The sequence below is a fragment of the Lysobacter sp. P5_B9 genome (assembly GCF_054049835.1).
Genome location: NZ_JBFULP010000003.1, coordinates 69,305 through 83,062, shown reverse-complemented (window position 1 = coordinate 83,062; position 13,758 = coordinate 69,305). Strand labels below are relative to the sequence as shown.

General features: G+C 67.7%; 15 protein-coding genes. 8 read left to right on the top strand and 7 right to left on the bottom strand.

Features of this window, described 5'->3' with window-relative positions; genetic code table 11:
* Positions 1-19: 19 nt before the first annotated feature.
* The 4 genes from ACXJJ9_RS07960 to ACXJJ9_RS07945 all read right to left on the bottom strand — a co-directional run bounded on the left by ACXJJ9_RS07960 (position 20) and on the right by ACXJJ9_RS07945 (position 2,522).
* Complete coding sequence (locus ACXJJ9_RS07960; protein WP_457096669.1) at positions 20-556, bottom strand: DUF924 family protein; 537 nt, start codon at positions 554-556, stop codon at positions 20-22.
* Positions 553-1,137 carry a lysozyme inhibitor LprI family protein gene (locus ACXJJ9_RS07955; protein ID WP_457096668.1) on the bottom strand — a complete coding sequence of 195 codons (585 nt, stop codon included), beginning with the start codon at positions 1,135-1,137 and terminating at the stop codon, positions 553-555. The genes ACXJJ9_RS07960 and ACXJJ9_RS07955 overlap by 4 nt, the downstream gene beginning before the upstream one ends.
* 138 nt (positions 1,138-1,275) lie before the next feature.
* The gene (locus ACXJJ9_RS07950) at positions 1,276-1,683 is read right to left on the bottom strand and encodes a GFA family protein (protein WP_457096667.1); all 408 of its coding nucleotides are present in this window, start codon (positions 1,681-1,683) and stop codon (positions 1,276-1,278) included.
* Positions 1,684-1,745: 62 nt separating this feature from the next.
* Positions 1,746-2,522, bottom strand: coding sequence for an AMP nucleosidase (locus ACXJJ9_RS07945; RefSeq protein WP_457096666.1), 777 nt, complete (start codon positions 2,520-2,522; stop codon positions 1,746-1,748).
* A gap of 262 nt (positions 2,523-2,784) precedes the next feature.
* Here ACXJJ9_RS07945 and ACXJJ9_RS07940 point away from each other — a divergent pair, with 262 nt between their 5' ends.
* On the top strand, positions 2,785-4,224 hold the full coding sequence (locus tag ACXJJ9_RS07940; RefSeq protein WP_457096939.1) for an amidohydrolase: 1,440 nt from the start codon (positions 2,785-2,787) through the stop codon (positions 4,222-4,224).
* On the top strand, positions 4,221-5,531 hold the full coding sequence (locus ACXJJ9_RS07935) for an amidohydrolase family protein (RefSeq protein WP_457096665.1): 1,311 nt from the start codon (positions 4,221-4,223) through the stop codon (positions 5,529-5,531). The genes ACXJJ9_RS07940 and ACXJJ9_RS07935 overlap by 4 nt, the downstream gene beginning before the upstream one ends.
* Positions 5,532-5,605: 74 nt before the next feature.
* Here ACXJJ9_RS07935 and ACXJJ9_RS07930 read toward each other — a convergent pair whose 3' ends face one another.
* Positions 5,606-7,306 carry a sensor domain-containing diguanylate cyclase gene (locus tag ACXJJ9_RS07930; RefSeq protein WP_457096664.1) on the bottom strand — a complete coding sequence of 567 codons (1,701 nt, stop codon included), beginning with the start codon at positions 7,304-7,306 and terminating at the stop codon, positions 5,606-5,608.
* A gap of 106 nt (positions 7,307-7,412) precedes the next feature.
* Here ACXJJ9_RS07930 and ACXJJ9_RS07925 point away from each other — a divergent pair, with 106 nt between their 5' ends.
* The 4 genes from ACXJJ9_RS07925 (at position 7,413) to ACXJJ9_RS07910 (ending at position 9,990) form a co-directional block, all read left to right on the top strand.
* Entirely contained in the window at positions 7,413-7,808 is a 396-nt protein-coding gene (locus tag ACXJJ9_RS07925; RefSeq protein WP_310055167.1) for a DUF1761 domain-containing protein, read from the top strand.
* 9 nt (positions 7,809-7,817) lie between these two features.
* Complete coding sequence (locus tag ACXJJ9_RS07920; RefSeq protein ID WP_457096663.1) at positions 7,818-8,444, top strand: DsbA family protein; 627 nt, start codon at positions 7,818-7,820, stop codon at positions 8,442-8,444.
* 110 nt (positions 8,445-8,554) lie between these two features.
* On the top strand, positions 8,555-9,502 hold the full coding sequence (locus ACXJJ9_RS07915) for a DegV family protein (RefSeq protein WP_457096662.1): 948 nt from the start codon (positions 8,555-8,557) through the stop codon (positions 9,500-9,502).
* Between the two features lie 143 nt (positions 9,503-9,645).
* Positions 9,646-9,990 carry a hypothetical protein gene (locus tag ACXJJ9_RS07910; protein WP_457096661.1) on the top strand — a complete coding sequence of 115 codons (345 nt, stop codon included), beginning with the start codon at positions 9,646-9,648 and terminating at the stop codon, positions 9,988-9,990.
* A 38-nt stretch (positions 9,991-10,028) separates the two neighbouring features.
* On the opposite strand, the gene ACXJJ9_RS07905 is transcribed toward ACXJJ9_RS07910, so the two are convergent.
* On the bottom strand, positions 10,029-10,664 hold the full coding sequence (locus ACXJJ9_RS07905; protein WP_457096660.1) for a LuxR C-terminal-related transcriptional regulator: 636 nt from the start codon (positions 10,662-10,664) through the stop codon (positions 10,029-10,031).
* A gap of 122 nt (positions 10,665-10,786) precedes the next feature.
* Between ACXJJ9_RS07905 and ACXJJ9_RS07900 the strand changes: the two genes are divergently transcribed.
* Entirely contained in the window at positions 10,787-11,467 is a 681-nt protein-coding gene (locus tag ACXJJ9_RS07900; protein WP_457096659.1) for a Dph6-related ATP pyrophosphatase, read from the top strand.
* A gap of 29 nt (positions 11,468-11,496) precedes the next feature.
* Here the strand turns inward: ACXJJ9_RS07900 and ACXJJ9_RS07895 are convergent, their stop codons facing one another.
* On the bottom strand, positions 11,497-11,913 hold the full coding sequence (locus tag ACXJJ9_RS07895) for a hypothetical protein (RefSeq protein WP_310055159.1): 417 nt from the start codon (positions 11,911-11,913) through the stop codon (positions 11,497-11,499).
* Between the two features lie 119 nt (positions 11,914-12,032).
* Here ACXJJ9_RS07895 and ACXJJ9_RS07890 point away from each other — a divergent pair, with 119 nt between their 5' ends.
* A complete protein-coding gene (locus ACXJJ9_RS07890) occupies positions 12,033-13,691 on the top strand; it encodes a tetratricopeptide repeat protein (protein WP_457096658.1) in 1,659 nt (552 codons plus the stop codon).
* The last annotated feature ends 67 nt before the right edge of the window (positions 13,692-13,758 follow it).

Below are 13,758 nucleotides of genomic sequence, written 5' to 3'. Positions count from 1 at the left end.
GCAGCGACACGCATGCGCATCAACCGTGGAAGCCGCCTTCGGCGAGAAAGGCGCGCTCCTCGCTCGTGGTGTCGCGTCCAAGTGCCGCATTGCGGTGCGGGAAGCGGCCGAAGCGGCGGATGATGTCGTAGTGGAGGCGCGCCCAGCGATCGCCGCCGGCTGGCAACCGCGAGAACAGTTCCAGTGCGCGCTCCTGGTCGGACATGGCTTCGGAATGCTCGAACGGCAGGTAGAAGAAGCTGCGCAGGTTGAGATCGACCTGCGCGTCGAAGCCCAGGATCAGCGCGCGCGAGGCGTAATGCCGCGCGAGACCATCGGTGGCGAAGGCGTGGCCGCTGCGACGGAACACGTTGCGCGGGATCTGGTCGAGCAGCAGCACCAGCGCCAGCGCCCCTTCGGCATCAGCCAACCAGTGTTCGAATTCGCGCCGCGCCGCGAGCAGGTGCGCCTCGAGGAAGCGCGTGCGGCATTCGCCGTCGAACGCGTCGCCACCGCCGAACCAGCGCTCCGGGCCGGAGTCGCGCCAGAAGCCGACGATATCGCTGGCCGTCGTCATGCCAATTCCTCCATCGCTTCGGTTTCGTCGTCGCCGAGCTGTGTTTCCAGCTCGGCGCTCCACGCCGCGGTGATGCTCTCCAAGGTAACCGCATGGATCAGCGGCTGGATCGCGCCGGCAGAATAAGACTGCGCGATGAAGCGGGCGTAACGCTCGCGGAACGCCAGCCACGCCAGGTGCACGTGCTCGAAGGCGGCCAGGTTGTCGCCATCGAGCTGGCGGCGCAGGTGCGCGACCACGCCATCGAGGCGCGCGTCCACGCGCTGGAAGGCGGCGACGGCCTGGATGCTGAGGTCGTCGTGTGCGGTGATCGCCTCGCCATGGCGCGCGACTTCGCCGGCCTGGCTGACGTAGCGGCCGGCGATCTTCACGGCGGCCTCCGCCTTGCCGATCAGGCGGCCCTCGAACTGGCGCAGTTCATCCAGGCTGGTGCTGGCCTGCTCCAGTCCCTGCTTCAGGTTCAGCAGCTTCTGGTTGCGCTCGATCACCTCGGTGGTCTTGCGCCGTTCCAGGCGCCGCTGGAGGAAGTACAGGCCCCAGGTGATTGCAGCCCCGATCAACAGATAGACGATCTTTTCCATTACCCCTCCGTCTTGGGGAGATAGTGTGCGCGCAGGGGGTCGCAGGGGTTGCGACACAAGCTCCCAAACCCGCTGTTTTCAGCAGAATTCGCCAGTGCCATCACCCGTGCCAGCGGGCGTGGACGCTGGCGGCACGCCCTACAGATGGCGGGTTTCAGCAGGCGTTTCGGCCCAGTTGTTGTTGCGGCCGTCGCAGTATCGGATGGGCGCGGCCAGCATTTCTTCCGGGGTGGCATCGTCGAGGCAGGTCACCTGCACGGAGACGTACTGGCCACCGGCTTCGGGGATGTCGCCGCGGCCGAAGGGTCGTACGCCGCAGGTCCTGCAGAACAACCAGTGCGCGCTGTTGGTGCCGAACTGGTAGTCCGACAACGCGGCCTCGTCGGTCAGCAGACGGAACGACTCGGGCTTGGTCATGACGGCCCAGTTGCGCGTCTTGGTGCATATCGAGCAATTGCACTTGCCGGAGCCTTGGCTGAGATCGAGGTCGGCTTCGAAGCGGACGGCGCCACAATGGCAACTTCCGTGGTAGGTCTTCATGGACATATCGCTGCTCCTTGCGTGGCTGGGACGGCGCACGATCGCCACGTGCGCCCGGGACTGTCTCGTTACTCGTCGAAGCGCAGATGCCGCACCGACTTGCCATGCCGGCGGATCAGCCGCAGCGCCTCGATCCCGACCTGGATGTGGTTGTCGACGAATTCGCCGGTGACCTTGGCGTCGGAGGCCTCGGTCTTCACGCCTTCGGGAATCATCGGCTGGTCCGACACCAGCAGCAGCGCGCCGCAGGGAATGCGGTTGGCGAAGCCGGCGGCGAAGATCGTCGCGGTTTCCATGTCGATCGCCATGCAGCGCAGCTTGCGCAGGTATTCCTTGAACGCCTCGTCGTGTTCCCAGACGCGGCGGTTCGTGGTGTAGACGGTGCCGGTCCAGTAGTCGTGGCCGAGGTCACGGATCATCGTCGACACCGCGCGCTGCAGGGCGAAGGCGGGCAGCGCCGGCACTTCCGCCGGCAGGTAGTCGTTGGAGGTGCCTTCGCCGCGGATCGCCGCAATCGGCAGCACCAGGTCGCCGAGCAGGTTCTTCTTCTTGAGGCCGCCACACTTGCCCAGGAACAGCACCGCCTTGGGCGTGATCGCGGTGAGCAGGTCCATCATCGTCGCGGCATTGGGGCTGCCCATGCCGAAGTTGATCATGGTGATGCCGTCGGCGGTGGCGCTGGGCATGGGCCGGTCGAGGCCGACCACCTGCGCGCCGGTGAGGCGGGCAAAGGTGTGCAGGTAGCCGCCGAAATTGGTCAGCAGGATGTGCTCGCCGAACTGCTCCAGCGGCACGCCGGTGTAACGCGGCAACCAGTTGCCGACGATCTGTTCTTTGTCCTTCATCCGGTCCTCCTCATCGTCATCCCGAACATGGTCCGGGATTTTGTTTCATGCAACTGCGGCAGAAGCCCGTCGTCGATACCCTGTCGGCCGCCGCCGCGGCCCTGCCTGTGCCGAATCTGGCGGTTTGTCGCGGGGCGATTCTGTCACGTGGGCCATGACCAACGTCAGGGCTTGGCGTCCGGGCCTCGCGGGAGCTACGGTGCAACGGTTGTCCATCCGTCATCCAGCTTCATCCCCGGGGAAAACCATGTCCTTACGACCCATGTGGGCCGGCAGCGCGCTGACGCTGCTCGTCGGCGTGCTCCAGCTCGGCGCGGCGCACGCGGCGACGCCCGCCACAGCGCCCAAGCAGTCCCGCTTCACCCAGGATCCGTATCCGAGCACCTACCGCGCGATCGCGGCGGGTCCGGTGCTGATCCAGCACGCAACCGTGCTCACCGGCACCGGCCAGCGCCTCGATGACGCCGACGTGCTGATGCGCGACGGCAAGATCGTTGCCGTCGGCACGGCGCTGGAAGCGCCCGCCGATGCCACCCGCGTGGACGGCACGGGCAAGTGGGTCACGCCGGGCATCATCGACGTGCATTCGCACCTGGGCGTGTATCCGAGCCCCGGTGTGAGCGCGCACAGCGACGGCAACGAGGCGACGTCGCCGGTGACGCCGAACGTGTGGGCCGAGCATTCGATCTGGCCGCAGGATCCGGGCTTCCTCACCGCGCTCGCCGGTGGCATCACCTCGCTGCAGGTGTTGCCGGGCAGCGCCAACCTGATCGGCGGCCGCGGCGTCACCCTGAAGAACGTGCCGGCCACCACCTACCAGGCGATGAAATTCCCTGGCGCGCCGTGGGGCCTGAAGATGGCGTGCGGCGAGAATCCGAAGCGCGTGTACGGGCAGAAGGGTGGCCCGTCGACGCGCATGGCCAACGTGGCCGGCTATCGCGCCGCGTTCATCGACGCCAGCGAATACCTGCGCAAGAACGCGCCCAAGAGCGCGCCGAAGAAGAAGCATTGGTGGAGTTCCAGCACCGGCAACGGCGCCGACAGCGAGAAGGACACCGGCGGCAAGCGCGACCTCAAGCTCGACACCCTCGCCGGCGCGATCAACGGCGACATCCGCGTGCACATCCACTGCTACCGCGCTGACGAGATGGCGACGATGCTCGACCTGGCCAAGGAATTCGGCTTCAAGATCGCCGCGTTCCACCACGCCGTGGAGGCCTACAAGATCAGCGACCGCCTGGCGCAGGAAGGCGTGTGCGGCGCGATGTGGGCCGACTGGTGGGGCTTCAAGATGGAAGCCTTCGACGGCGTCCAGGAAAACATCGCACTGGTCGATCGCCCGCAGAACAGCTGCGCGATCGTGCACTCGGATTCCGAGGAAGGCATCCAGCGCCTCAACCAGGAAGCGGCCAAGGTGATGGCGCACGCCAAGCTCGCCGGCATGGACATCGCGCCGGAACGCGCGATCCGCTGGGTCACCGAGAATCCGGCCAAGGCGCTGGGCATCCTCGACAGGACCGGCACTCTGGAGAACGGCAAGATGGCCGACGTGGTGCTGTGGAACGGCAACCCCTTCAGCGTTTACGCGAAGGCCGACCAGGTCTACATCGACGGCGCGCGCGTGTACGACCGCAACGATGCGACGCGACAGCCGGAGTCGGACTTCATGCTCGGACAGGGCGCGACGGGAGGTGTGCGATGAATAAGTCCAAGACCCTGAAGGCGTTGTCCGCCGCCCTGCTGCTGGCATTGGCGGCCGGCGCGAACGCCCAGGACGTGTTGATCCGCAACGCCACGGTGCATACCGCCAGTGCGCAGGGCACGCTGCAGAACGCCGACGTGCTGGTGAGCAATGGCGTGATCCGCGCGGTCGGCAAGGGCCTGCTCGCCACGGCGGACGTACAGGTGATCGACGCGCAGGGACGGCCGCTGACGCCAACCCTGTTCGGCGGCGTCACCGAGATCGGGCTGGAGGAAGTGTCGGGCGAAAAGAGCACGGTCGACGCCTCGGTCGGCCTCGGTGCCGGCCGCAAGGAGATGACGGTACGGCCGGAGTTCGACGTCACCCTGGCCTTCAATCCGGACTCGGTGCTGATCCCGGTCGAGCGCATCGAAGGCATCGGCTGGACGCTGCTGGGCGCGAACACCACCGACGGTGGTTCGATCATCGGCGGCCAGGGCGGCGTGGTGCGTTTGGACGGCAGCCCGGACCCGATCGGGCCGCCCGTGCTGTTCGTCAACCTCGGCAGCGAGGCCTCCGGCCTCACCGGCAATTCGCGTGCGGCGCAATGGATGCTGCTGGACCAGCTGATCGACGAAGTGCGCGGCCGCATCGCGCCGGATTCGAACATGGCCCTGCTGACGCCGGCGGGCCGTGCCGCGCTGGCGAAATACCTCAACGGCGGCGGCCGCGTGATGGTGAGCGTGCACCGCGCGGCCGACATCCGCCAGTTGTTGCGCTGGTCGGCGCGCCACAACGTGCGCATCGCGATCGAAGGCGGCTCGGAAGCGTGGAAGCTCGCACCGCAACTCGCCGCGGCGAAGGTGCCGGTATTCGTCAACCCGCTGGCCAACCTGCCCGCCAACTTCGACGAGATCAACGCGACCATGGAGAACGCCGCGCGCCTGCGTGCGGCGGGCGTGGCGGTGAGCTTCGCCCAGGACGGCGACGCCTCGCACAACGCGCGCAAGATCCGCCAGATCGCGGGCAACGCGGTCGCCAACGGCCTGCCATGGGAGGACGGCCTGGCCGGGCTCACGCACGTGCCGGCGGAAGCCTTCGGCATCGGCGACAAGTTCGGCAGCATCGCGGTGGGCAAGCGCGCCGACCTGGTGCTGTGGAGCGGTGATCCGCTGGAAGTGAGCACGGTGGCGATGCAGGTGTGGCTGGACGGCCGCGCGATCACGATGCGCAGCCGCCAGACCGAACTGCGCGACCGCTACCTGCGCGCGGCCACTCCGGCTGAAGTCGGGGGCATGCCGCGGGCGTATTCGAACAGCGGGCACTGAGCCACCGCCATGACGCACGAAAAAGCCCGCCTTCCGGCGGGCTTTTTCATGGCGGGGACTTCAGCGCGACGCGCTCACGACGTCACCGGTTCCGCCTGCTCGCGGACACCCTTGCCGTCCAGCACCACCACGCGATTGCGCCCTTCGTGCTTGGCCTGGTACATGGCCTCGTCCGCGCGCTGTAACAGCGACGTCGCGCCGTCCTGTGCCTGGCATTCGACCACGCCGATGCTCAGCGTGAGGGCCACGGGTGCGCCGCGCACGCGGGCGCAACGCGCTTCCACTTCCCGGCGGATGCGCTCGGCCAGGTCGCGCGCGTGGCGACGCGCCGAACCCGGAAGCAGCAGCAGGAACTCCTCGCCACCGGTGCGGCCCAGCTTCTGCTCGGGCTGCATTTCCTCCTCGATGGTCTCGGTGACGGCGCACAGGCAGGCATCGCCGATGGCGTGGCCGTGGGTGTCGTTGATGCGCTTGAAATGGTCGAGATCGAGGAACAGCACCGACAGCGGCAGCCTGCGTTGGCGACTGTCGGCGATGGCCTGGTCGAGTCGGCGCATCATGCCGGCGCGGTTGAGCACGCCGGTCAGGCCATCGTGTTCGGCATCCTGCTTGGCGGCATCGCGCTCGCGCTGGAACATGCGCATGCGATGCGCCAGGCCCAGCACCAGCACGACCGCGGCGAAGGCCTGCATCAGTGGCAGCCCGTATTCGAGCCACCGATTCAACGGCTGGCCGGACGCGAGCTGCAGCGTGCGCGCGGTCGAGACGAACACCAGCGGTACCCAGGCGATCAGCACGAAACCCGCCTGCCGTCCACCCCGCAGCCACACCACGGCCAGGGTGATGATCGCGAGGGCATTGGCCGCGAGCAGCAACGCGTTACCGATCGGTGGGAACCAGCTGCGGTCCGCGCCCGGCAACACACCCGAGACCATCAGTGCGCCCAGCAAGGCCGCCGGCAACACTGCGCCGACGATGGACAGGGCAGCGCTCAGGCGCGGCGCCCGCGGCCACAACTCGCCGAAGTCGAGCAGGAACAGCACCGTCACGATCGTCGAACAGGTGGCGATGAACCAGATGCCGGCGACGCCGAACGGCGCCAGCCACGCGAACATGCTGAGTGCATAGGCATCGCCATACGCCAGCAGCACGTACAGCATCTGCAGGGCCATGGTCGTGGCGAACATCAGGTACACGCGCTCGCGCAGCTGCACCCAGAACAGCAGCGTCACCAGCGACACGCCGATCAGGATGCCGAGGCTGAGCCACAGCACGCGGACGTGGCCGTAGTCCTCGACGCTGAAGTCCTGCGGGGAATGCACCGCGACCTGCAACGGATAGCGCGCATCTTCCACGCCGATATAGACCGGCTGTGCGGTATCTGGCAAGGCGAAGGTCAATGCCCGGCGCGAATGCCCGCCATCTAACGAGCGGTCGAAGATCGACTTGCGTTGCGGCCGGTAATCCGGCGGCGCCAGCACGGTCAGGCGCGCACTGTAGGGGTGGTAGACCAGCAGCAACCGCGCTTCCCGTGCCGTCAGCGCATGCAGTCGCCACCAGCCGCTGCCATGCTGCGCACCGGCCAGCTGGTGCGGCTCCCCGGTGGAGGTCCAGGCGCTTTCCGGTTGCAGGCGCACCTGCTCGGGCCGCGTGGCGGCGATGCCGTACTGCAGGCGTTCGATGCGGGCCACGCCGTTGCCGGCCTGGGCCTGTGCACCAGCAGGCGCCAATGCAAGCCAAGCTACGAGCAACACTGCCAGCCATGCTGTCTTCATGCGCTCCCTCCCTGCCGGGCCAGTGTCCCCTTCGGCGCATGGCACCGCAAGCCTGCACGGCCGTATGCTGGCGGCTTCATGGGGAACATTTGATCGGGGAACGTGCATGTCGATGGATATCAACTGGCTGGCCGTGGTCGCAGCGGCTGTTTCAGCCTTCCTGCTGGGTGGCATCTGGTACGGACCGCTGTTCAAGAACGCGTGGTGCCGTGAAGCCGGCGTGGATCCGAGCAAACCGGCGGGCCATCCCGGCCGCGTCTTCGGCAGCGCGTTCGTGCTGGCCCTGGTAGCGGCAATCGCGTTCGCCATGCTGCTCGGCCCTGCCCCGTCGCTGCACCTGGGCCTCCACCATGGAGCACTGGTGGGCTTCGCCTTCGTCGCCACCAGCTTCGGCATCAACTACGCCTTCGCCGGGCGCAGCCTGAAGCTGTGGCTGATCGATGGCGGCTATCACCTGCTGCAGTTCGTGCTGTACGGCGTGATCCTCGGACTGTGGCATTGAGGTAGGCGCATGTCGGCCCACTGGTACTTCGACTTCCTCTCGCCGTTCTCCTACCTGCACTGGCAGAAGGTGAAGGCGTTGCCGGCGGTGACGCCGGTGCCGATCGTATTCGGCGCCGTGCTCGCAGCGTGCGGGCAGAAGGGGCCGGCGGAAATTCCCGGCAAGCGCGAATTCACCTATCGCCACGTGCTGTGGCAGGCGCGGCAGGAAGGCGTGACCCTGCGCTTTCCCCCGGCGCATCCCTTCAATCCCCTTGCCGCGCTGCGCTTGTGCGTGGCGGCAGGCAGCACGCACCAGGCAGTGGATGCCCTGTTCGACTGGATCTGGGAGCAGGGCCACGCCGGCGACAGCCTCGAAGCGCTCGCGCCGGTCGCGGCTGCGCTCGGCATCGAGGCCGCCGCCGCGCAGGCCGAGACCGTGAAGGCGCAACTGCGCGCGAATACCGAAGCCGCCGTTGCGGCGGGTGTGTATGGCGTACCGACGCTGGCCTTCGACGGCGGACCCCTGGATGGCATGTTGTTCTGGGGCAACGATGCCCACGCCTTCGCGCTTGCTGCGCTGGACAATCCCGCTCTGCTCGCGGACCCCGAGATGCAACGCGTGTCGGCATTGCCGGTCGGCGTGCAACGGCGCTGACGCGCCAGGACGAGGACGCGTCACGACGAGCTTGGCAGCCACGGGCGCAACCCTGTTCCTCGGCGTATGCTGCTTCTACTTGATACGAAGACGCCACAGGGGAGGCTTCGATGCGTATTGGTCTTGTTGTCGATTCACCGTGCGACCTGCCGGACAGCTACCTCTCGGCGCATCGGATCTCGATCCTGCCCACCAACGTCCGCATGGGCGCGGCCGTCATCGACGACTACCGCAATCCCGAGGCGACCCTGCAGTTCCTGCATACCCACCTGGCCGAGCGCGGCTGGGAAGCGGAAAGCAGCCCGTTCTCGGTCGACCAGATCCGCGACCTGTTCCTGGGCAAGCTGGTCATCGATTACGACTTCGTCTTCTGCATGACCATGACGAAGACGCGCAGCCTCATCTTCGACAACGCGCAGCAGGCGAGCTTCGCCATCCTCAATGAATACAAGGCGGTGCGCGCCGCCGCCGGCAACCATTCGCCGTTCGCGCTGCGCGTGATCGACACGCAGAATGTGTTCGCCGCGCAGGGCATCGCCGTGGTCGAAAGCGTGCGCCTGCGCGACGCCGGCGAAGGCTCGCCCAAGATCCGCGCGCGCCTGGAGAACCTGGCGCTGCATACCCAGGGATTCCTGATCCCGCGCGACCTCAACTACATGCGCGAGCGCACGCGCATACGCGGCGACCGCAGCGTGGGCTTCCTCGCCGCCAAGCTCGGCACCGCCTTCGACATCAAGCCGATCCTGCATTGCAACCGAGGTGAAACCGGCCCGGTCGGCAAGGTCAAGACTTTCGACAGTGCAGCGCAGAAACTGTTCGAGCATGCCGTGCGCCGCATCGAGCGCAACGAACTGATGACGCCGACGCTGTGCGTCAGCTTCGGCGGCGAACTCGACGAACTGCACACACTGCCCGGCTTCGAATCGCTGCGCGCGGCGTGCAGCGCCCACAACGTGGAACTGTTCGAGTCGGTGATGAGCCTGAGCGGCATGGTCAATGTCGGCAAGGGCGGCCTCGCGTTGGGCTATGCAGCGGAAACGGCGAAAGTCGAACTGTAGGCCGGTGTTCGCGGGCCCGGGCGACACGGCCGGTCGATGCAACGGCGGTGATCGCGGCGATTGCCCATTCACATCGGCGCAATAGACCGGGTCCTAAGCTCGAATGCGTTCCTACTGAATGAGTTCCAGAAGGGGATTTCCGGATGGCGACCCGTTACTACATCAGCCTGCCCGAGCCGGCGCGCGCGCGCGGCAGCGATCCGGCACTCGCCTTCAGTGCCCATGGAGCGGATGAATTCGCCGCGCAGTTCCAGGACGCATTGCGGACCACGTCGCTGTTCGATCGCTGGCGCGCACGCCAGGACGATCCCGACGATGTCGATCCGTCCTTCGCCGCAACGGACCCCGATGCCACGGTGATTGGCCGACAGGATGACCTGCATGTGGTGCTGGTCGTCACCAGCTCGATTCCCGGCAACGTACTCAAGCAACGCCTGCGGCTGCTTGCCGGTGGTGGCTGGGAACTGCGCGACGTCACCGCGGCCTGAACAAGACGGGTCGCCCCACGGCCGCTGGCCGCGCCCGTCTAGACCATCGAGGCGTCGGCGGCGGCCTTCTGGTCGGGCCGATGCAGCGCCAGCAGGGCCACGCGGCCACTGATGCCTTCGCGTTCGAACACTTGGTGAAGGTGGCTCTTCACGGTCTCCGGGCTGATGCCCAGGCGGCGGCCGATCTGTTTGTTGCTCATGCCCATGGCCGCCCAATGGACGATCTCACGCTGCCGATCGGTGAGGTGGCCGAGGTTGTGCACCGGTGCCGGGGCACGCCGTTCCGCGGCCAGCGCGCGCATGAGCAGGGAACTGTCGACCGCGAACAAGCCCGATTCGACGGCGCGCAGGGCGCGCAGCAGCACCTCAGGGGGCGCCTGCTTCTCCAGGCAGCCGCTTGCCCCTACCCGCGCACAGCTGCGCAGGCTGGCCACGTCCGGATGCCGGAAGCAGTAGATCCGCTGGGACTCGCCCTCATCCTGGGGTAACCGAGCCGTACGCAGGTCGTCACCGTCCAGCAGCCAGATCGCCTGCCGGCTGACCGAAATCGGGGGCAGGGTCTCGGCGCTGAATACGCCGCACCAGTCGAGTTCGCCCCGCGGCCCGAGCACGCGCTGCAGATGCGCGGCCCAGCGGCGATCACGACCGAATGCGAGGACTGGCAAACCCGCCATTAACCGTTCCCCGGGCACGAACGCATGCCCCGTAAAGTGCATAACGCGCGCTGAACGCAGGGGCGGCCACTGGGCCCGGGTTCCGGGCGGCCATCGCCCCTAGCCCCGATTAAGCTGTCGCCATGCACCGACACCCCATCCTCCTGTCCTGGAGCGGCGGCAAGGACGCGGCCTGGACCCTGCACGCACTGCGCAACCGCGACGACGTCGAGGTGGTCGGCCTGCTGACCACGGTCACCGAGGGCTACGAACGCATCGCCATGCACGGCATTCGCCGCGACATCCTGCTGGCACAGGCCGGAGCGGCCGGACTACCCCTGATCGAGGCGCGCATTCCGCAGCAGTGCGACAACGCGACCTACGAAGCTGCCTTCGCCGACGCATTGGCGCAGGCGCGCGTGCGCTGGCCAGGACTCGAGACCATCGCCTTCGGCGACCTCTTCCTTGCCGACGTGCGTGCCTGGCGCGAGGCGCTGTGCGCGCGGCTGGGGTGGCGCATCGAGACGCCGTTGTTCGGTGCCGACACGAGCGCACTGGCGCAGGACATGATCGCCGGCGGGCTGCGCGCGATCTTGTGCTGCGTCGACACGACGCAACTCGCGGGCGAATACAGCGGACGTGAATTCGATGCCGCCCTGCTGGCGGAGTTGCCGGCGGCGGTCGATCCCTGCGGCGAACGCGGCGAATTCCATACCTGCGTGCACGCCGGACCGATGTTCGCGCACCCGCTCGTCCTGCGCAGCGGCGAGCGGGTGCTACGCGAAGCACGCTTCGCCTACACCGACCTGGAGCTGGCGGGGTAGGTGAAGCAGTTGCGCGAAGCGGTTGGACCTCAGCGCGGTTGCGGCACGCAGTGATCGACGTCCATCAGGAAGCCGGGGGCGCACTGGTCGCTGCTGCGCACCATCGTGCGGCACAGGCCGCTGACCGGCTCACAGCCGTAACCCGAGGCGGCGCAGTCGTTGCGCGCGCCGGCACTGGTCACGCTCAATGTCGGCGTCTCGCAGTAGGCGTGCACCAGGCTGCCGCCCTTGCGGGTCCATTCGGCGAGCTGCGACTGCAGTTGTGCATTCTCGTTGCGCAGCTGCTGGTTCTTGTCGCGTTCCTTTTCCCACTGCTGCTTGTAGTCGATCTGGATGGCGTTGACGTTGCCCGGTGCCATCATCGGTCTCACGTTGCCGACGTTCTGCGCCGACAGCGGCGCGGCGATCAGCAGGGTCAGCAGCATCCAGCAGGCATTACGCTTCATCGGACTCCCCTCCGTATTGGCCGCCGGCTGGCGACGCCGCAGGATAGCCTTCGGGCACGCCGCTGTCCGACCAGCGGCCGGGCCCGCGTTTATGCCCATGCCACCCGCAGGAGCCCGCCATGCGCCGCGCACCCGCTTTCCCCGCGACTCCCTTCGTGATGCTGTTGCTCGCGCTGCTGGCCGCGTGCGAAGGCAACACCCCGCGGGATACCGCACCGGCTTCCCCGGTCGCCCTGTTCGATAATTTCGGCGAACTGCATCGCGACATCGGCACGCGCGTCCCCGCCGCGCAACGCTACTTCGACCAGGGATTGCGCATGACCTACGGCTTCAACCACGAAGCCGCGGGACGCGCCTTCGCCGAAGCCTCTCGCCTGGACCCGTCGTGCGCGATCTGCGTCTGGGGCCAGGCCCTGGTGCTGGGGCCGAACATCAATCTCCCGATGCCTGCCGAAGCGGCCGCACCGGCCGCCACCCTGGCGCGGCGTGCGTTGGAGCTGGCCGCGAACGCGCAGCCGCGCGACCGCGCCCTGATCGAGGCGCTGCAGTTGCGCTATGCCGACCCCACGCCGTCGGACCGCATGCCGCTCGACCAGGCGTATGCGTCGGCGATGGCGGACGTGGTGCGGCGTTTTCCCGACGACGATGACGCCGCCACGCTCTACGCCGAGGCCTTGATGGACCTGTCGCCGTGGGCGTATTGGACCCGCGATGGCGCACCCACAGGACAGACCAGCGAAATCACCGCGACGCTCGAGCGCGTGCTCGCCCGCAATCCCGCGCATATCGGCGCGGTGCACTACTACATCCACGCGGTCGAGGCATCGAAGACGCCGCAGCGGGCCGAACGACTTGCCGACCAGCTGGCATCGCTCGCGCCCGGCTCGGGCCATCTCGTGCACATGCCCGCGCACATCTATATCCGCACCGGCCGCTACCACGACGCCACGCTCTCCAACTTCGCCGCCGCGACCGCCGACAAGGCGTTCCTCAGCGTGTGCAGCGGCAGCAATGGCCTTTATCCGCTGGGCTACGTGCCGCACAACTGGCACTTCGCAACGATGACCGCCGGCCTGCATGGTTCGCGCACACTGGCGCTGCAAGCCGCGGAACAGACCGCGCAACGCGCCGACCGTGGACGGCTCGCAGAGCTGGAATTCATGCAGCAGTACGTGGTGATGCCCTTGTTCACCCAGGTGCGCTTTGGCCAGTGGGACGCGATCCTCGCGCAGGCGCAGCCCCCCGCGGCGCTGCCTTATCCGACGGCGATCTGGCACTTCGCACGGGGCATGGCACAGGTGCGCAAGAACGAGCTCACCGCCGCTGCGAGTGAGTTGCAGTCGCTGCAGGACGTGGCCAGGCAACCGATGGAGAAGCCGAAGCCCGGCAACAATGCGGCCGGCCGCCTGCTGCCGGTCGCCGAAGCCCTGTTGCGTGGCGAACTGGCGCTGCGGCGCGGCGACACGCGCCAGGGCGTGGCCGCGCTACGCGAGGCCGCAGCCGCGGAAGATCGCCTCGACTACAACGAACCCGCGGATTGGCCACTGCCGGTGCGCCCCTACCTGGGCGCGGCCTTGCTGCAGGCCGGGCACGCGCGCGAAGCCGCGCAGGCCTATGCCCAGGACCTCGAGACCTATCCGGACAACGGCTGGTCGCTGTTCGGACTCGCGCAGGCGCAACGCGCCACCGGCGACACCGTGGCCGCCGCCGACAGCGAGCGCCGTTATCGCGCCGCCTGGCAGTGGGCGGACACGCCGCTCACGGCCTCGCGTTTCTAGGCCCACGTTGCTCCGTGCGGAGCACAGTGACCGCCGTCCCAACGAAACCACGCGCCCCGCCGCGAGC